The organism is Streptomyces sp. AP-93 (assembly GCF_022808175.1).
GTDB lineage: Bacteria > Actinomycetota > Actinomycetes > Streptomycetales > Streptomycetaceae > Streptomyces.
The window spans coordinates 291,436-307,473 of the sequence record NZ_JALGBX010000010.1 but is presented as its reverse complement, the minus strand read 5'-3'; the positions used below and the strand labels follow the sequence as shown (position 1 = coordinate 307,473).

Here is a 16,038-nt window from a genome sequence, read left to right as displayed (position 1 = left end):
ACCCTCGCCGCATGACCACCCAAAACAGCCCGATACCCGGCACCACGTCCTTGACGAAGGACATAGAGACACCCCCCGGGAACGGCGCCGCACGCGGCAACGGGTCCGGGGCAGAGCCCCGGGGAACGGTGGAAGGGCGGGTAGGGGACATGCCCCGCAGGGCCCGCCCACAGGGAGCGGCACCGCCGCCGCCCGCCCGGGGCAGGGCCCAGATCCCCAGTGCCGGGCCGGGCACGCTCTGGATCCCAGGACTACCGGGCGGTAGCCTCGCGGCCATGTTCGCTGCCTACGCTGCCCGAATCGACCGTGACCAGCCCCTGAACGGCCTCGTGCTGGGCGACCGCCCGGCCCCGGAGACCCGCCCCGGCTGGGTGACCGTGAACGTCAAGGCCGCCTCCCTCAACCACCACGACCTGTGGTCGCTGCGCGGAGTCGGCCTCGCCGAAGACAAGCTCCCCATGATCCTCGGCTGTGACGCCGCCGGGATCGACCAGGACGGCAACGAGGTCGTCCTGCACTCCGTGATCGGCCAGAGCGGCCACGGAGTCGGCCCCGACGAGCCCCGCTCGATCCTGACCGAGCGCTACCAGGGAACCTTCGCCGAGCAGGTCACCGTCCCCGCCTGGAACGTCCTGCGCAAGCCCGCCGAGCTCTCTTTCGAAGAGGCCGCCTGCCTGCCCACCGCCTGGCTCACCGCGTACCGGATGCTCTTCACCAACGCCGGCGTCCGCCCCGGCGACTCGGTCCTGGTCCAGGGCGCCGGCGGCGGCGTCGCCACCGCCGCCATCGTCCTCGGCAAGGCCGCCGGCCTGCGGGTCTTCGCGACCAGCCGTGACGAGGCCAAGCGCAAGCGCGCGGTCGAACTGGGCGCCGTAGAGGCCTACGAGCCCGGCGCGCGGCTCCCCCAGCGGGTCGACGCCGTCATCGAGACGGTCGGCGCCGCCACCTGGTCGCACTCGGTCAAGTCCCTGCGCCCCGGCGGCACCCTGGTCATCTCGGGCGCCACGAGCGGGGACCGCCCGGCACACGCCGAGCTGACCCGGATCTTCTTCCTGGAGCTCAAGGTGGTCGGCTCGACGATGGGCTCGAAGGACGAGCTGGAGGACCTGCTGTCCTTCTGCGCGGCGACCGGGGTGCGCCCCGTGATCGACGAGACGCTGCCCCTGGACCGGGCCCGCGAGGGCTTCGCGAAGCTGGAGTCGGGCGACCTCTTCGGCAAGGTCGTCCTCACCGTCTAGCCCACGCCGAAGCCTCCGACACCACCACACGTGTCAATGTGGGTTGACACCCTCCCGTGCGTCAACCTACATTGACACCCATGACGGAAGCTACCGATCTGGCCGAGCGCGCCGGTGACCGTGACCCGCGCGTGGGCCTGCGTGCCGTGGCCGCCCTCCGGAGACTGCTGGAGCAACTGGAGGCCGTACAGGTACGCGGGGCCCGCGCGCAGGGCTGGTCCTGGCAGGAGATCGCGGCCGAGCTGGGCGTCAGCCGGCAGGCCGTACACAAGAAGCACGGGAGGCTCTGATGTTCGAACGCTTCACCCAGGACGCCCGCTCCACCGTGACGGGCGCGGTCGCCGAGGCCGAGCGGACCGGGGCACAGCGGGTCGGCGAGGAGCACCTGCTCCTCGCGCTGCTCGCGCTGGGCACCCTCGACCCCTTGGGCGTCGACCGGGCCGCGATCTCCGCCGACCTGGCGGCGGCCCGCCGCCGGGGCGGGATGTCCAAGGCGGACGAGGAAGCCCTCGCGGGCCTCGGCATCGACCTCACGGAGATCGTCTCCCGCATCGAGGAGACCCACGGCGAGGGCGCCCTGTCGGACCCGGCCCCCCGGAGCCGCTTCGGCCGCACCCGCTTCACCCCGGGCGCCAAGAAGGTCCTGGAGCAGTCCCTGCGCATCGCCCTGGGCCGCAAGGACCGCCACATCTCCACCCTCCACCTGCTCCTCTCCCTCCTCTCCCGCCCCGGCACGCCCGCCGAGGTCCTTAACGACCACGGGGTCACCTACGCGGGAGTCGAGGCGGCCCTGGCGAACTGAGAAGCGGTCACGCTCCCCCAGGTTCTTCGATGCGGCGTACAACCATCTGTGCGGCCGACGAGTCCTGCACTGCGAAAGAACATTCTCCACTGGGGGTTTTGCCGTGAAGTTGTCCCGGATCGCCGCGGCGGTCACCGTTGCCGCGCTCGCCCCAGCCGTGCTCCTGTCGTCCCCGGCCTTCGCCACCGGCGAAGAATCCACTGCGCCCGTCAGTCCCACGGCTCCGACCGCGCCCGACCAGCCCGCGGCGGTGCAGCCGCCGGCCGAGCAGCCCCCGGTGGTCCAGCCTCCGGCCGACCAGCCGGACGAGAGTCAGGCCGAGCGGGACCGCAAGACGATCCTCGCGATCATCGCCGACCCGATGGCCAGCGAGCACATGAAGGAAGCGGGCCGCAAGGCCATCGCCGCCGGCCCTGCGGCCATGCGCAAGTTCATCGAGACCGACCAGCACTCGATCCGCATCGACGACTACCGGATCCTGATCCTCCGCCTCCTGAACGGTGCCGGCCCGGGCCTGAAGGAAGGCATCAAAGCGGTCCTCAGCAACGACGGTTCGAACCTGGCGAAGCTGCGCCACTTCTACGAGGTCACCCAGCACGAGCTGCGCGACGACGACAACAAGGTCGCCATCGCCAGGCTGATCAACGGCGCCGGCCCCCATCTGAAGGAAGGCGCCAAGAAGGCGCTCAAGGGCACCCCCGCCGACCGCGTCGAGTTCCTGAAGACGGGCCAGCACCATCTGCGCGACCAGGACAACCGGATCGCGATCGCTCAGATCATCGACGGCGGCGGCCCGGAACTGGTCAAGGCAGGCCTCGCTGCGCTCAACGGCACTCCCGCCGACCGCGTCGAATTCCTGAAGACGGGCCAGCACGAGGCGCGCGCCAAGGACAAGAAGGCCCAGGAGGACAAGGAGAAGGAGAAGGAGAAGGAGGAGGGGAAGCAGCCGGACCAGACCACCCCCACGCCCACCCCCACTCCCGCCCCCGGGTCTTCCGGCGCCGGGACCGGGACCGGCTCCGGGAACACCGCCGTCACCCCCCAGGGCGGCGGCAGCGGCCCCCTCGCCGCGACCGGTGCCGGTGACACCGGCTGGATCGCGGGCGGCGCGGGCGCCGCACTCGTCGCCGGCGGGGGGCTCCTGCTCGCCGCACGGATGCGTCGCGCGGCTTCCGGGCGCTGACCCGGATCCTCGCCGCGGCCGTACAGGGGTCGGCCGCGGCGAGGATTCGAACGAGACGGGCCAGGCAAGATCCGAAAGAGACGGCCTAGCCCTGCGGGCCGAGGGCCGAGGCGATGCGGGCGGCCGCGTCCGCCAGGTGGGTACGGGCCTGCGCCAGCTGGTCGTCGGTGACGCCCCGGTCGCGGGCCGCGTCGCGGATGTCGTCGCGGAAGCGGTCCAGCAGCCGGTCCAGGTCGCGGGCCGGGTCCCCCGTCGTCGCTACGTCCCGTGCCCAGTCCGCGTCGGCAGCGGACGACGGCGCGGTGGGCGTCGTGGGCGTCGTGGGCGCGGTGGGGGCCGTCGTCGGGGCGGAGCCGCCGAGCCAGGCTCCCGCCAGGCTGCCCAGGACTCCGCCCGACTTCGCGAACTGCTCCTGCAGCTGGCCTGCGATGCGCTGGACCTCCTCGCGGGCCCGCTCCTGCGCCTCCTTGGCCTGACGGCGGGCCTGCTGGGCCTCCTCACGGGCCCGGCGGCTCTCGTCCTTCGCCCGGCGCGCCTGTTCCTTCCACTCGGCCTTCGCCTTGCGGAACTCCTCCTTGGCGGCCGTCCAGGACTCGCCCTCCACCTGCGTGGCCGACGCGCTGGCCGCGGCCCGCAGTTCGCGCCGCAGGTCGCCCGCCGCGCCGCTCACGTCCGCGCGGATCTCGGCGGCCAGCTCGGAGACCGAGTCGCGGATCTCCAGCTCCAGGTCGGCCAGTTCGCCGCCGCGGTCGGCCAGTTCGGCGCGGCCCGCGTCGGTGATCGAGTACACCTTGCGCCCGCCTTCGGTCGCGTGCGTGACCAGGCCCTCGGTCTCCAGCTTGGCCAGGCGCGGGTACACCGTGCCCGCGGAGGGCGCGTACAGCCCCTGGAAACGCTCCTCCAGCAGACGGATCACCTCGTACCCGTGGCGCGGGGCCTCGTCGAGCAGCTTGAGGAGGTAGAGGCGGAGGCGGCCGTGGGCGAAGACGGGCGGCATGTCAGAGCACCTTCTTGTCGAGCGCGAGGGGGGCGGCCGGGGCGGCCGGGTCTGCGGCCGGGCGGCGCAGCAGCGCGATGGAACCGGAGACGGTGGTGGCGCGCAGCGTGCCGGCGCCCGCACCCAGGGTGCCGGTGATCCGCTTGGCGCCCAGCTGGCCGGAGACCTGCAGGTCCTCGAAGGCGTTGGAGACGCCGCCGGTGGCGGTGTTGGCCTCGACTCGGGCGTCGGCCGGGTGCGGGAGGCGGATGGCGACCTGCCCGGACACGGAGGTGAGGGAGATGTCGACCGGACGCGGCTCGGGCCGGTCGTCGAGGGCCAGATCGATCAGCATGTCCCCGCTGACCGAGTCGGCCCGTACGCTGCCCACGGCGCCGTCGACGACCGTCAGGCCGCCGGACACGGAGTGGAAGCCGAGCTCGCCGGTCACGGACTGGGCCTCGACCCCGCCGGAGACCGTGTGCGCCTTGACCTTGCCGGAGAGGCCGACGAGCGTGGTCTCGCCGGAGACCCCGTGGATTTCGGTGCCGCCCTCGATGCCGGAGACGAAGACGGTGGCGCCGACCCTGGCCAGCTGGACATGGGCGGCGGCCGGGACGGTGAGGGTCACGGTCGCGCTGCGCTCCCAGGCCTTGCGGCCGAAGCCGCCGGAGGACCAGGCCTTCCAGGGCTTGGCCTCGAACCACTCCTTGAACCCCTGCGATCCGTTCCAGGGGAGGTCCTCGTAGGAGACGGTCAGGATGCCGCCGTCCTGCACCACGTGCAGGGGCGGGCCGTCGACCTCGGACACCTCCAGGCGGGCCGGGCCCTCATCGGCGGCGACGACGTTGACCGTGCCGCCGACCACCCGGACGCGGACCTCGGCCACCGGCTCCTCGAAGGTGAGCTTCTGCGGTTCGGCGACCGACCATATCTTCGGCGGATTCTGCGGATTCTGCGCTGCCTCTGCCTCTGCCATGGTGCTGACCCTCCTCGGCGTACGTGCACGCAACATATCGCGTCTTCTGACCAACACGATATATCGCGGTTGCGGGAAGTCAAGCGAGTCGGGATGATCCAAAATCATCACTTTGGGCCGGTTTGGCTTAGCGTGTGGGCATGTCGATCTCCCAGACCACGGCGGGCGGACTCCTCCTCTGCCGCGCCGATCCCCTCGCCGCCCGACCCGCCGCGCACATCCTGCGCGAGCGCCTGCTGCTGGCCCCCGCCGGCGAGTGGAGCGTGCTGGTACCCGAGGCCAAGCCCTGGATCGGCGGCGCGGAATCCGTGGCCGAAGTCCTGGCGGGCTGGGGTGCGGCGGTCGCGCTGAGCTCCAACTGGCCGGTGCTGAGCCTGTGGTGGGAAGAGGGCCGTACCGGCTTCGTCCTGTCCTCCGGATTCCGCCGGTCCGCGGCCTACGCGTGGGACGCGGCGGGCCGTCCGCACGGCGAGCCGTACGCCGCGTACGCCCCGGACACAGACGCCATGCGGACGCTGGCGGCGCGGCTCGGACTGGACCCGGTCCTGGACCTGGAGGAACTGGAGCGCCTCACCCGCCCCGACGCGGCGGCCGACGGCGAATCCCGGCTGCTCGGCGTCATCGCGCTGCTGGCCCGCGCGGGGCTGGCGCTGCCGGCGGGCCTGAACCCGGGCGAACCGGCCGACCGGCTGCGGGAAGCGGCCCGGGTCGCGCCGGCCGCGGAGCGGGTGGAGTGGGCGGGCTGGCGCGACACGGTGCGGGCGGAGCTCGCGGTGGTCGAGGACAGCCCCCTGGGCCCGTGGCTCCGGGGCCCCAAGGCGCGCCTGGCGGGAGCCGCCCAACTGGCCGCCGGAGCACCCCTGATGATGTGGGCGGCCCGCCGCCGCAGTCCGGGCTGGCTGGCCGCGGGCACCGTCCTGGTGACCCACGGCGCGGCCGCCCTGGCCTACGACCGGGCCCGCCGCCGCGCCTGAGGCCCCGGTCCGACAGGCCCTAGACCGCCAGCAGCGGGCTCGCGTTGCGGCGCAGCCAGGCCCGGTAGGGCGGAGTCCCCAGCGCCGCTTCGCGGTAGGCCGCGCGGAGGTCCTCGTACACCCCCTCGGACACCTGCGCGTGCACCCCGGGGCGGGTCGCGAGGAGGAGGCGCACGGCGAGCGGGTCGCCCGAGAGCGGCCGGATCGCCATGTCCTCGCGCACTCCGGAGGTGGGCTGGCAGGGCGCGACGGCCTCGCCGGAGACGATCAGCGAGGCGGCCGTGTGGTAGTCGGCGTGCAGCAGGGGCGGGTCGAGGCCGGCGCCCGCGAGGACCCGGCGCAGGCCGTCCCACTCCCCGTCCACCGACGGGTCCACGGTCCACCGGTCGGCGGCGAGGTCGCGCAGCTCCACCACGGACCGGGCCGCCGCCGGATGGTCCCGGGACATGGACACGAACTGCGGCTCCCGCTCCATCAGCACCCGTAACTCCAGCCCGGGAGGCACCCGCAGCGGGCTGCCCTCCACCTCGTGCACGAAGGCCACGTCGAGCCGGCCCGCGGCCGTCATCCGCAGCAGCGCGTTGGCGGACACGTCGACCATCAGGTCGGTCTCCGTGTCGGGCAGCCGCCGGTGGAGCCTGCGCAGCCAGCCGGGCAGGGCGCGGCTGGCCGTCGAGCCGATCCGCAGCCGGGGCCCCCGGGACAGCGCCCGGGCCTCCGCGACGAGGACGGCCATCTCGGCCAGGAGCGGCCGCGCCCGGCCGAGTACGGCGCGCCCGAAGGGAGTCGGCCGGCACCCGGTGCGCTCGCGCAGGAACAGCTCCCCGTCCAGGGCGCGTTCGATGCGCCGCAGCTGGGTCGTCAGAGAGGGCTGGCTCACGCCGAGCTGCCGGGCGGCCTTGTGCAGGCTGCCGGCGTCGGCGATGGCGCACAGGGCGCGCAGGTGCCTGACCTCAAGCTCCATGCCCCGAGAGTAGGCCGGTCCGAGCCGACCGCACCAGTAACCGGTATCCCCTCGAATCCCGCCATTCTCTTGGGAGTCGGCCTTCCGAAATCCTCCCGATAGCCCGGCGCTATCGGGAGCTGACATCATCCGCCGGCCCCTCCCGCTCCCGCAGACTCCGGTACCGAACGGCCCCCCACCGCACCGGATGAGCAGGAGTCCCCCACATGCGCCACTCCCGCAAGACCACCCTGTCCGCCGTCGGGCTCGGCATTGCCGCCGTCCTCGGCGCCGTCGTCCCGGGCACGACCGCCACGGCCTCCCCCGGCGCCGGCAGCCCGAGCACGTACGCCGCGTACGAGCAGTCGAAGGAGAACCAGGCCGCCAACCGCGCCTTCTTCGAGGCCGTGCAGCGCTCAGTGGCCGAGCAGCGCGCCGCGGCACCGGGCCTGGCGGCCGTGACCGTCACCTACAACACCCGCAACGCGCCGAGCTTCCGCACGCAGATAGCGCGCTCCACGCAGATCTGGAACAGCTCGGTGGTCAACGTCAAACTGCAGGAGGTGTCCTCGGGCGGGAACTTCGCGTACTACGAGGGCAACGACTCGCGCGGTTCGTACGCGAGCACGGACGGCCACGGCCGGGGCTACATCTTCCTCGACTACCGGCAGAACCAGCAGTACAACTCCACCCGCGTGACCTCGCACGAGACCGGTCACGTGCTCGGCCTGCCGGACCACTACTCGGGCCCGTGCAGCGAGCTGATGTCCGGCGGCGGCCCCGGCACCTCCTGCCAGAACGCCACCCCGAACTCCGCCGAGCGCTCGCGCGTCAACCAGCTCTGGGCGAACGGCCTCGTCGCGTCCGGTCTGGACGCGAAGGGCTAGGACCCCACGGGCTGGGACCCCTCGGGCTGAACCCCCTCGGGCACGTACGCCGTGCACTCCCGGTTCCGGCAGGGACCGGGGGTCCACACCGGGACGAAGATCCCGAGGGATTTGCGCCGTCCGACCATCGTGTCGACGGGGCTCCCGCAGGCCGGGCACGACTGCTGGTCGTGCCCGGCCTGCGGGGCGACCGTCCCGTGCGCCTGCTGATCCCGCTGTTCACCGGCCATACCTCCACGGTAGGCCGGTTTCGCCGGTTCGGCGGGTCAGCGCTTGACGGCGTACGAGGTGACGACCTGGCCGCCGCCGAGGGCCTTGAACCCGGTCAGCTCCAGGGGGCGCGCCCCGAATCCGGCGCGCGACATCGGCATGCCGGTGCCGACGAAGACCGGGTACGTCTTGACGACGAACGCGTCGATCTCGTCGATCAGCTGCCCCGCGAGGTCCGCTCCGCCGCACAGCCAGATGCCGAGCCCCTCCTCGGCCTTCAGCTTGCGGACCGCTCCCACCAGGTCGCCTTCGATCAGCCGTACCGCCGGGTCCGGCGCGGTGGTGAGCGAGCGCGAGACGACGTACTGCTCGCGCATGTGCCCGTACGGGCTGGTCAGGCCCTGCTTGAGGCCGGGCTCGTACGTACCGCGCCCCATGAGCACCGTGTCGAAGTGCCTGGGTTCGGCGTCCTCGATCCCCAGCTGGACGCGCCCCGGGGTGGAGATGGTCTCCGGGTACTCGGCCTTGAGGTGATCGATGAACTCCTGGTCGAGGTAGCTGTAGATGAAATCGGCGTCGCCGTCCGGGGCCCCGATGAAGCCGTCGACCGACGCGGCGACGAAGTACGTGAGCTTGCGCAAGCGATTCTCTTCCGTTCGACAGTGCACCCCCATCGAGGCACGTCGACCAAAGTACTTCAGCCGAAGTGGTCTTCCAAGGGATTACCGAGGTACTCGACCGGTCACTGCGGCTTGCGCCACATCGGCCACATCAGCGGCCCGTCCGGCAGCCGCACCGCCTCGCCCGTGAACTGCCAGCCCAGCCGCTCGTACAGCCCCTTGCTGCGCTCGCTGCTCGCCTCCAGGTACGCCGGTACGCCCTCGCGGTCGCAGCGCTCCAGCACCGGCCGGATCAGCTCCGTGCCCAGCCCCTCGCCCTGTCGCCCCGGGGCGACCGCGATCATCAGCAGGTATTCGTGCTCCTCCGCCATCGGGTGCACCGCGCCCGTGAGCCGGCCCACCAGCTCGCACCGCTCGTTGTCCGGGTCGGCCACGGCCCGCATCTTCGCCGGGACCTCGTCCTCGACGTGCTCCGCGTCCGGGTCGCCCGCCGGGACGCGCAGCCACAGCGCCGCCGCCGAACCGTCCACCGCGTAGTCGATCCGGCCCTCGGCCAGCGCCACGTCCACGAAGACGCCCAGGAACTTCCCGTGCACCGCGGCCCGGTGCGCAGGGTCCGGGAACACCCAGCTGCTCACCGGATCGCTGCGGAAGGCCTCGTCGAGCAGCCGCGCCACGGCATCGCGGTCCGACTGACCGGCTTGACGTATCTCCAGCCCCATGGGTCACACCCTTCACTTCGCTCACGCGTCAACCACCGTGAGCGATCCTAGAGTTGACCCACCGACGCAGAAAGGCCTGTTCCGGCACCGTACGGTGCCGGAACAGGCCTCCAGGGGTCCCCCTCACCCCTACGCGGTCACTTACGTGGTCACTTCGTGCGCCGCGTCACGAACTCCGCCAGCGCCAGCAGCCCGCCCGCCGCCCCGAGGTCCGGGACGGCCCGGGACAGCTGCTGCACCGCCCGCCCCATCCGGTCGGCGGCATGGGCCTGCGCCCAGTCCCGCCCGCCGGCCCGCTCCACCGCGGCGGCCGCCCTGCCCACGTCGTCCCCGGTCATGGGACCCGCGTACAGCGCGGCCAGCTCCTCCCCCGCCGCGGTGCCCGAGGTGAGGGCGGCCACGACCGGGAGGGACTTCTTACGGGCCAGCAGATCGGCCCCGGCGGGTTTTCCGGTGTGGCCGGGATCCCCCCAGATGCCGATCAGGTCGTCGATGAGCTGGAACGCCAGCCCGGCCTCCCGGCCGAAGGCGTCCATGGCGTCGACCTCGTCCGGGCCGGCCCCCGCGTACAGCGCGCCGAGCGCGCACGCGCAGCCCAGCAGGGCCCCGGTCTTGGCCGTCGCCATGGTCAGGCACTCGTCGAGGGAGACGCTCCGGCGCTGCTCGAAGGCGCAGTCCGCCTGCTGGCCCGCGCACAGCTCGACGATGCAGGCGGCGAGCCGCGCCGAGGCGGCCGCCGAGGCCGGATGCGGGTCCTCGGCGAGCAGCCGCAGCGCGAGCGCCATCATGGCGTCGCCCGTGATGATCGCGTCCGGCGTACCGAAGACCGTCCAGGCCGTCGGCCGGCCGCGCCTGCGCACGTCCTTGTCGATGACGTCGTCGTGCAGCAGCGTGAAGTTGTGCGCCAGCTCCACGGCGACGGCCGGCCGTACGGCCTCCCCGACCGCCCCGGCCGCTCCGCCCCCGCGCAGGGCCTGCGCGGCGGCGAGCACCAGGGCGGGCCGGATGGCCTTGCCGGCGCTGCCCGCCGCCGGGGTGCCGTCCTCCTGCTCCCAGCCGAAGTGGTACATCGCCACGCGCCGCATCGAGCCGGGCAGGCTCTCCACGGTCCGGCGCAGTTCCGGGTTGACCGTTTCTCTCGTCCGCTCCAGCAGGACGGCGGCTTCCTGCCCCTCGCTGGTGGTGATCGCCTCAGTGGTCGACATGGCGTGTGCGCTCCGTCCCGTCCCGTCCCGTCCAGTCCTGCCTCGTACCCTTCGCTCCGGCGCCGGGGCCGGCTCCAGCACCGGCGCCGGAGCCGGAGCCGGCCGGGTCAGCTCCAGCGGGCGATCTCGACGTTCTCCAGGACGCCGAGCGCGTCCGGCACCAGCACCGCGGCGGAGAAGTAGGTGGTGACCAGGTACGAGATGATCGCCTGCTCGCTGATCCCCATGAACCGCACCGAGGTGCTCGGCTCGATCTCGTCCGGGATCCCGGGCTGGTGCAGGCCGATCACGCCCGACTCGTCCTCGCCGGTGCGCATGCAGAGGATGGAGGTCGTACGGGCGTCGCTGATCGGGATCTTGTTGGACGGGAACATCGGGACCCCGCGCCAGGCCGGCACCCGGTGCCCGCCGATCTCGACCGACTCCGGGTAGAGCCCGCGCTTGTTGCACTCGCGCCCGAAGGCGGCGATGGCCTTGGGGTGGGCCAGGAAGAACTTGGAGCCGCGCCGCATGCTGAGCAGCTGGTCCATGTCGTCGGGGCTGGGCGCGCCGTCGTGGGACTGGATGCGCTGGTCGTAGTCGGCGTTGTGCAGGAGGCCGAAGTCGCGGTTGTTGAGCATCTCGTGCTCCTGGCGCTCGCGCAGCGCCTCGACCGTGAGCCGCAGCTGCTGCTCGGTCTGGTTCATCGGCTGGTTGTACAGGTCGGCGACGCGGGTGTGGACGCGCAGAACCGTTTGTGCGAGGGAGAGTTCGTACTCGCGCGGCCTGGCCTCGTAGTCCACGAAGGTGCCCGGCAGCACGGCCTCGCCCTGGTGGCCGGCGGAGAGGTCGATCGCGGCCTCGCCGTACTTGTTGGTGCGCTGCTCCGGCAGCGCCCGTACGGAGTCCACGTGCGCCCGCAGCGAGTCGACCCGGTCGGCGAGGATCTGGAAGTCCTGGCGGGAGAGGACGAGCACGGTGCCGGCGGTGGCGGCGCGGGCGGTGTACTCCCAGATGGCCTCCTCGTCGACGAGGGAGTCCTCGCCGAAGAAGGCCCCGTCGGCGACGGTCTGCAGCACGGCGTCGTCACCGTAGGGACCGGGGCCGATCTGGTCGATGCGCCCGTGGGCGAGCAGGAACACCTTGTCGGCGGGACTGCCGAAGGAGGTGAGCTCCTGGCCCGGCTCGAAGTCGATCTGGTGGCAGCGCGCGGCGAGTTCGGCCAGCGCGTCGGGGTCGTCGTAGTCGCGCAGCACCGGGAGCTCCCCCAGCTCCGCCGGAATCACCTGCACCTGCGTGCCGGTCTTGATGAACTCCACGATGCCATTGCCGACGGAGTAGCTCAGCCGCCGGTTGACCCGGTACGTGCCGCCCTGGACGGACACCCAGGGGAGCATCTTCAGGAGCCACCGCGAGGTGATCTCCTGCATCTGCGGCGCGGACTTGGTCGTGGTTGCCAAGTTCCGCGCGGCCGTGGTTCCCAGACTGCGCTGCGGTGCCTGGGTCTCGGATTCGGAACCTGCCTGGACCGACATGAATTTCCCCTTCGATCACTCCATGAATCTGCGGGAGGATCCTTTCAGCACGGAACGTGGTGGGACCATTACACAAAAGGGTGGGACTACTCCGTCCGTGGCTGGGCACTCTCTTGAGCTCAACTCCTGCCCCAGGGGGCACTTGGACCCCACCCGTTTCGGCCATCCCCCGCGATGGCCGTTTAAATTTGCACGGTGGATGCAAGTTTTCTACGCTGGACCCATGCGGCTGACCCGATTCACCGACCTCGCCCTGCGCGTCCTGATGCGCTTGGCCGTCGCGGAGGCGAACCTTCCCACCACCCGCGACGTGGCGGCGACCATGGAGGTCCCGTACACCCACACCGCGAAAGTGGTCGCCAAGCTGCAGCATCTCGGCCTGGTCGAAGCCCGCCGCGGACGCGGTGGCGGCCTGACCCTGACCCCCGCCGGGCGCACCGCCTCGGTGGGCGGGGTGATCCGCGAACTGGAGGGCGCCGGCGACGTCGTGGACTGCGACGGCACCGTCCCGTGCCCGCTGCGCGGCGCGTGCGTCCTGCGCGGGGCGCTGCGCCGGGCCCAGGAGGCCTTCTTCGCCTCGCTGGACCCGCTGACGGTGAACGACCTGGTCGCAGCCCCGACCGGGCCACTCCTGCTGGGCATTTCGGGCGGATCGCCGGGGGCCGGAAGACCCTGAGGACGGGGGCCGGATGGCCGGTTCGCACCGGCACTGGGCCCGCATAGCCTGAGACTCACCGACACTTCGAACGCAAGTCCGCACCCTGACGCACGCCCACACTCCCCGCACCTCCGCCTAAAAATACGCATCTCACATTCCACTTTTAAGATCCACCCCGACCCGAGGAGTCACCGATGCTTTCCGAGAAGTCGACCGCGACCGTACGAGCCACCCTGCCCGCCGTCGGCGCGGCCATCGGCGACATCACGGAGCTCTTCTACGGAAAGCTCTTCGCGGCCCACCCCGAGCTGATCCGCGACCTCTTCAACCGCGGCAACCAGAACGCCGGCCTCCAGAAGCAGGCCCTCGCCGGCTCGATAGCCGCCTTCGCGACCCACCTCGTCGAGCACCCCGAGGCCCGCCCCGACGTGATGCTGAACCGCATCGCCCACAAGCACGCCTCCCTCGGCGTCACCCGCGAGCAGTACCCGGTCGTCCACAAGCACCTCTTCGAGGCGATCGTGGAGATCCTCGGCGAGGCCGTCACCCCCGAGGTCGCGGAGGCCTGGGACGAGGTCTACTGGCTCATGGCGAACGCCCTCATCACCATCGAGGAGCGGCTCTACGCCGAGCAGCAGGTCCTCGCCGGCGACGTCTGGCGCGACTGGACGGTCGCCGCCCGCGTCGAGGAGACCGCGGACTGCACCACCTTCCACCTGACCCCGGCCGACGGCGCCCCCGCACCCGGCTTCAAGCCGGGCCAGTACGTGTCCGTCCAGGCCGAACTGCCCGACGGCGCCCGCCAGATCCGCCAGTACAGCCTCTCCAGCGCCCCCGGCTCCCCGGTCCGCTCGATCACCGTCAAGCGGGTCCACGGCCCGGCCGCCGCCGGCCCCGACGGCGAGGTCTCCAACCACCTGCACGCCGAGGTCGCCACCGGCGACACCCTGCGCGTCTCCACCCCCTACGGCGACCTGGTCCTCCAGGACTCCACCTCGCCGGTGGTCCTCGCCTCGGCCGGCATCGGCTGCACCCCGATGCTCTCGATGCTGGAGCACCTGGCCGACACCGCGCACGCGGCCCCGGTCACCGTCCTGCACGCCGACCGCTCCCCCGCCGACCACGCCCTGCGCACCGGCCACCGGGAACTGACCGGCAAGCTCGCGGACGGCTCGGCGCACTTCTGGTACGAGGCCGACGCTGAGCCGGGCGACCACGAGGGCCTCCTCGACCTCACCGCCGTCCCGGTCGCCCCGGGCACGAAGGCCTACCTCTGCGGCCCGCTCCCCTTCATGCGGGCGGCGCGCGAGCAGCTCATCGCCAAGGGCGTGGCGCCCGCGGACATCCACTACGAGGTCTTCGGCCCCGACCTGTGGCTCGCCGCGGCGTGAACCGTGCGCCGGGTGCGCGCCCTTGCGGCGGAATGACCACCTCCATTAAACGTTGGGTAATCATTCGACTACTCACAGCCAAGGAGGCGGTCATGTCCGCACCCCTGTCCGCGGACCGGTTCCTCAGCGCCCTGCGGGCCGAGGGCCTGACGGTCGTCGAAGTCGGCGACTGGCGCACCCACAACCGCAACCACAAGGGCCCCTGGGGCCCGGTGCACGGGGTGATGCTCCACCACACCGTCACGCACGGGGCCGCGTACACCGTCGAGCTCTGCCGCGACGGCCACGCGGACCTCCCCGGCCCGCTCTGCCACGGCGTGATCACCAAGGACGGCCGGGTCCACCTGGTCGGCCACGGCCGCGCGAACCACGCCGGCGCGGGCGACTCCGACGTCCTGGCGGCGGTGGTCGCCGAGAAGCGCCTCCCGCCCGACCAGCACGCGAACACCGACGGCAACCGCCACTTCTACGGCTTCGAGTGCGAAAACCTCGGCGACGGCGAGGACCCCTGGCCGGCCCCCCAACTCGACGCCATGGCCCGCGCGTCGGCCGCCCTGTGCCGCGCCCACGGCTGGTCCGCCCGCTCGGTCATCGGCCACCTGGAATGGCGCCCGGGCAAGATCGACCCGAAGGGCTTCACGATGGCCTCGATGCGCGACCGCATCACGGAACGCCTGAAGTAGCCGCCGGGGACGGCCGTCCGCAGCGGACCCGCTCTGACGTGCGACGCAGCGGGCCGCTGCGGCACACAATGGGCGGGTGGAACGTTCAGCCGACCCCGACCCCGCCCCCGCCCCCGACCCCGAGCTGGTCCTGCGACCCCGCCCGGCCTCGCCGTTGCGGGAGGTCCGCGACGAGCGGTTCGCCGCGCAGGGGGTGCGGCTGCTGCTCAAGCGGGACGATCTGGTGCATCCGGAGCTGCCCGGCAACAAGTGGCGCAAGCTCGCGCCGAATCTCCGGGCCGCGGTCGCGGGCGGGTACCCGGAGCTCGTGACCTTCGGCGGGGCCTACTCCAACCACCTCCGGGCCACCGCCGCGGCCGGCCGGCTGCTGGGGCTGGCGACCGTCGGGATCGTACGGGGGGACGAGCTCGCGGGGCTGCCGCTGAACGACTCGCTGGCCCGGTGCGCGGCCGACGGCATGCGCCTGCACTTCGTGACCCGGTCGGCCTACCGGGACAAGGCCGGGCTCCCCGCACTGGCGGGCGCGGAGGGGGCCTACGTGATCCCGGAGGGCGGCAGCAACGCGCTCGCACTGCACGGCTGCGCCGAGCTGGGCCGCGAGCTGAGCGGTGTCTGCGACGTGGCCGCCGTGGCCTGCGGGACCGGGGGCACGCTGGCCGGGCTGGCGGCGGGGCTCGGCGCGGGACAGCGGGCGGTGGGGGTCCCGGTGGTCGGGGGCGGCTTCCTGGAGGCGGAGATACGTTCCCTCCAGACGGCCGCGTTCGGCGGTCCGGCGGGCGACTGGTCACTGGCCGAGGGCTACGCCCACGGCGGCTACGCCCGCGTCCCCGCCGAGCTGGCGGAGTTCGCGGCGGACTTCGAGTCCCGCCACGGCCTGCCGGTGGAGCGGATCTACGTGGCGAAGCTCCTCTGGGCCCTGCTCGCCCTGACCCGCGCGGGCGCCTTCCCCCGCGGCACCACCCTGGCGGCGGTGGTCACGGGCCGCCCGTAGCCCGGGAGGCAGCTCGCGGCCGGGGCCCCCACCGGCCACACCGGGCCGCCACCGCGGCGGGC

Annotated in this window: 18 protein-coding genes; 10 read left to right on the top strand and 8 right to left on the bottom strand. The window is 72.6% G+C overall.

The annotated features are described in order from the left end of the window. Positions 1-275: 275 nt before the first annotated feature. The 4 genes from MTF69_RS19230 (at position 276) to MTF69_RS19215 (ending at position 3,223) form a co-directional block, all read left to right on the top strand. Complete coding sequence (locus MTF69_RS19230) at positions 276-1,238, top strand: zinc-binding dehydrogenase (RefSeq protein WP_243336127.1); 963 nt, start codon at positions 276-278, stop codon at positions 1,236-1,238. Between the two features lie 80 nt (positions 1,239-1,318). Beyond that, positions 1,319-1,528, top strand: coding sequence for a helix-turn-helix domain-containing protein (locus MTF69_RS19225; protein WP_243336126.1), 210 nt, complete (start codon positions 1,319-1,321; stop codon positions 1,526-1,528). Then, the gene (locus MTF69_RS19220) at positions 1,528-2,040 is read left to right on the top strand and encodes a Clp protease N-terminal domain-containing protein (protein WP_243336125.1); all 513 of its coding nucleotides are present in this window, start codon (positions 1,528-1,530) and stop codon (positions 2,038-2,040) included. The genes MTF69_RS19225 and MTF69_RS19220 overlap by 1 nt, the downstream gene beginning before the upstream one ends. Before the next feature lie 103 nt (positions 2,041-2,143). After that, positions 2,144-3,223 (top strand): ALF repeat-containing protein, encoded by a 1,080-nt coding sequence (locus tag MTF69_RS19215; protein WP_243336124.1) that lies wholly within the window; start codon positions 2,144-2,146, stop codon positions 3,221-3,223. Between the two features lie 85 nt (positions 3,224-3,308). Here MTF69_RS19215 and MTF69_RS19210 read toward each other — a convergent pair whose 3' ends face one another. After that, positions 3,309-4,220, bottom strand: coding sequence for a PadR family transcriptional regulator (locus tag MTF69_RS19210; protein WP_243336123.1), 912 nt, complete (start codon positions 4,218-4,220; stop codon positions 3,309-3,311). Between the two features lies 1 nt (position 4,221). Continuing rightward, positions 4,222-5,178 carry a DUF4097 domain-containing protein gene (locus MTF69_RS19205; protein ID WP_243336122.1) on the bottom strand — a complete coding sequence of 319 codons (957 nt, stop codon included), beginning with the start codon at positions 5,176-5,178 and terminating at the stop codon, positions 4,222-4,224. A gap of 140 nt (positions 5,179-5,318) precedes the next feature. On the opposite strand from MTF69_RS19205, the gene MTF69_RS19200 reads away from it, so the two are divergent. Beyond that, positions 5,319-6,152, top strand: coding sequence for a hypothetical protein (locus tag MTF69_RS19200; protein ID WP_279345922.1), 834 nt, complete (start codon positions 5,319-5,321; stop codon positions 6,150-6,152). A 19-nt stretch (positions 6,153-6,171) separates the two neighbouring features. On the opposite strand, the gene MTF69_RS19195 is transcribed toward MTF69_RS19200, so the two are convergent. Beyond that, entirely contained in the window at positions 6,172-7,116 is a 945-nt protein-coding gene (locus tag MTF69_RS19195) for a LysR family transcriptional regulator (protein ID WP_243336121.1), read from the bottom strand. 206 nt (positions 7,117-7,322) lie between these two features. Between MTF69_RS19195 and snpA the strand changes: the two genes are divergently transcribed. Further along, positions 7,323-7,982: a snapalysin gene (gene snpA, locus MTF69_RS19190; protein ID WP_243336120.1), complete on the top strand. Its 660-nt coding sequence runs from the start codon at positions 7,323-7,325 to the stop codon at positions 7,980-7,982. On the opposite strand, the gene MTF69_RS19185 is transcribed toward snpA, so the two are convergent. The 5 genes from MTF69_RS19185 to MTF69_RS19165 form a co-directional block, all read right to left on the bottom strand. Continuing rightward, a complete protein-coding gene (locus MTF69_RS19185) occupies positions 7,979-8,212 on the bottom strand; it encodes a hypothetical protein (RefSeq protein ID WP_243336119.1) in 234 nt (77 codons plus the stop codon). The genes snpA and MTF69_RS19185 overlap by 4 nt on opposite strands. Positions 8,213-8,248: 36 nt before the next feature. After that, positions 8,249-8,833, bottom strand: coding sequence for a dihydrofolate reductase family protein (locus MTF69_RS19180; protein WP_243336118.1), 585 nt, complete (start codon positions 8,831-8,833; stop codon positions 8,249-8,251). 101 nt (positions 8,834-8,934) lie between these two features. Then, positions 8,935-9,534 (bottom strand): GNAT family N-acetyltransferase, encoded by a 600-nt coding sequence (locus tag MTF69_RS19175; RefSeq protein WP_243336117.1) that lies wholly within the window; start codon positions 9,532-9,534, stop codon positions 8,935-8,937. 149 nt (positions 9,535-9,683) lie between these two features. Then, positions 9,684-10,739 (bottom strand): family 2 encapsulin nanocompartment cargo protein polyprenyl transferase, encoded by a 1,056-nt coding sequence (locus MTF69_RS19170; protein WP_243336116.1) that lies wholly within the window; start codon positions 10,737-10,739, stop codon positions 9,684-9,686. 107 nt (positions 10,740-10,846) lie between these two features. Beyond that, on the bottom strand, positions 10,847-12,253 hold the full coding sequence (locus tag MTF69_RS19165) for a family 2B encapsulin nanocompartment shell protein (RefSeq protein ID WP_243336115.1): 1,407 nt from the start codon (positions 12,251-12,253) through the stop codon (positions 10,847-10,849). 223 nt (positions 12,254-12,476) lie between these two features. Between MTF69_RS19165 and MTF69_RS19160 the strand changes: the two genes are divergently transcribed. The 4 genes from MTF69_RS19160 to MTF69_RS19145 all read left to right on the top strand — a co-directional run bounded on the left by MTF69_RS19160 (position 12,477) and on the right by MTF69_RS19145 (position 15,976). Beyond that, complete coding sequence (locus tag MTF69_RS19160; protein WP_243336114.1) at positions 12,477-12,929, top strand: Rrf2 family transcriptional regulator; 453 nt, start codon at positions 12,477-12,479, stop codon at positions 12,927-12,929. A 176-nt stretch (positions 12,930-13,105) separates the two neighbouring features. Further along, positions 13,106-14,302: a globin domain-containing protein gene (locus MTF69_RS19155; RefSeq protein WP_243336113.1), complete on the top strand. Its 1,197-nt coding sequence runs from the start codon at positions 13,106-13,108 to the stop codon at positions 14,300-14,302. A 92-nt stretch (positions 14,303-14,394) separates the two neighbouring features. Further along, a complete protein-coding gene (locus tag MTF69_RS19150; protein WP_243336112.1) occupies positions 14,395-14,985 on the top strand; it encodes an N-acetylmuramoyl-L-alanine amidase in 591 nt (196 codons plus the stop codon). Positions 14,986-15,061: 76 nt separating this feature from the next. Then, positions 15,062-15,976: a 1-aminocyclopropane-1-carboxylate deaminase/D-cysteine desulfhydrase gene (locus MTF69_RS19145; RefSeq protein ID WP_243336111.1), complete on the top strand. Its 915-nt coding sequence runs from the start codon at positions 15,062-15,064 to the stop codon at positions 15,974-15,976. Positions 15,977-16,038: the final 62 nt, after the last annotated feature.

Coding starts and splice junctions, on each gene's coding strand:
- MTF69_RS19155 (WP_243336113.1), top strand. CDS start 13,106: ATGCTTTCCGAGAAGTCGACCGCGACCGTACGAGCCACCCTGCCCGCC.
- MTF69_RS19200 (WP_279345922.1), top strand. CDS start 5,319: ATGTCGATCTCCCAGACCACGGCGGGCGGACTCCTCCTCTGCCGCGCC.
- MTF69_RS19165 (WP_243336115.1), bottom strand. CDS start 12,253: ATGTCGGTCCAGGCAGGTTCCGAATCCGAGACCCAGGCACCGCAGCGC.
- MTF69_RS19150 (WP_243336112.1), top strand. CDS start 14,395: ATGTCCGCACCCCTGTCCGCGGACCGGTTCCTCAGCGCCCTGCGGGCC.
- MTF69_RS19185 (WP_243336119.1), bottom strand. CDS start 8,212: ATGGCCGGTGAACAGCGGGATCAGCAGGCGCACGGGACGGTCGCCCCG.
- MTF69_RS19230 (WP_243336127.1), top strand. CDS start 276: ATGTTCGCTGCCTACGCTGCCCGAATCGACCGTGACCAGCCCCTGAAC.
- MTF69_RS19170 (WP_243336116.1), bottom strand. CDS start 10,739: ATGTCGACCACTGAGGCGATCACCACCAGCGAGGGGCAGGAAGCCGCC.
- MTF69_RS19225 (WP_243336126.1), top strand. CDS start 1,319: ATGACGGAAGCTACCGATCTGGCCGAGCGCGCCGGTGACCGTGACCCG.
- MTF69_RS19175 (WP_243336117.1), bottom strand. CDS start 9,534: ATGGGGCTGGAGATACGTCAAGCCGGTCAGTCGGACCGCGATGCCGTG.
- MTF69_RS19195 (WP_243336121.1), bottom strand. CDS start 7,116: ATGGAGCTTGAGGTCAGGCACCTGCGCGCCCTGTGCGCCATCGCCGAC.
- MTF69_RS19205 (WP_243336122.1), bottom strand. CDS start 5,178: ATGGCAGAGGCAGAGGCAGCGCAGAATCCGCAGAATCCGCCGAAGATA.
- MTF69_RS19160 (WP_243336114.1), top strand. CDS start 12,477: ATGCGGCTGACCCGATTCACCGACCTCGCCCTGCGCGTCCTGATGCGC.
- MTF69_RS19210 (WP_243336123.1), bottom strand. CDS start 4,220: ATGCCGCCCGTCTTCGCCCACGGCCGCCTCCGCCTCTACCTCCTCAAG.
- snpA (WP_243336120.1), top strand. CDS start 7,323: ATGCGCCACTCCCGCAAGACCACCCTGTCCGCCGTCGGGCTCGGCATT.
- MTF69_RS19220 (WP_243336125.1), top strand. CDS start 1,528: ATGTTCGAACGCTTCACCCAGGACGCCCGCTCCACCGTGACGGGCGCG.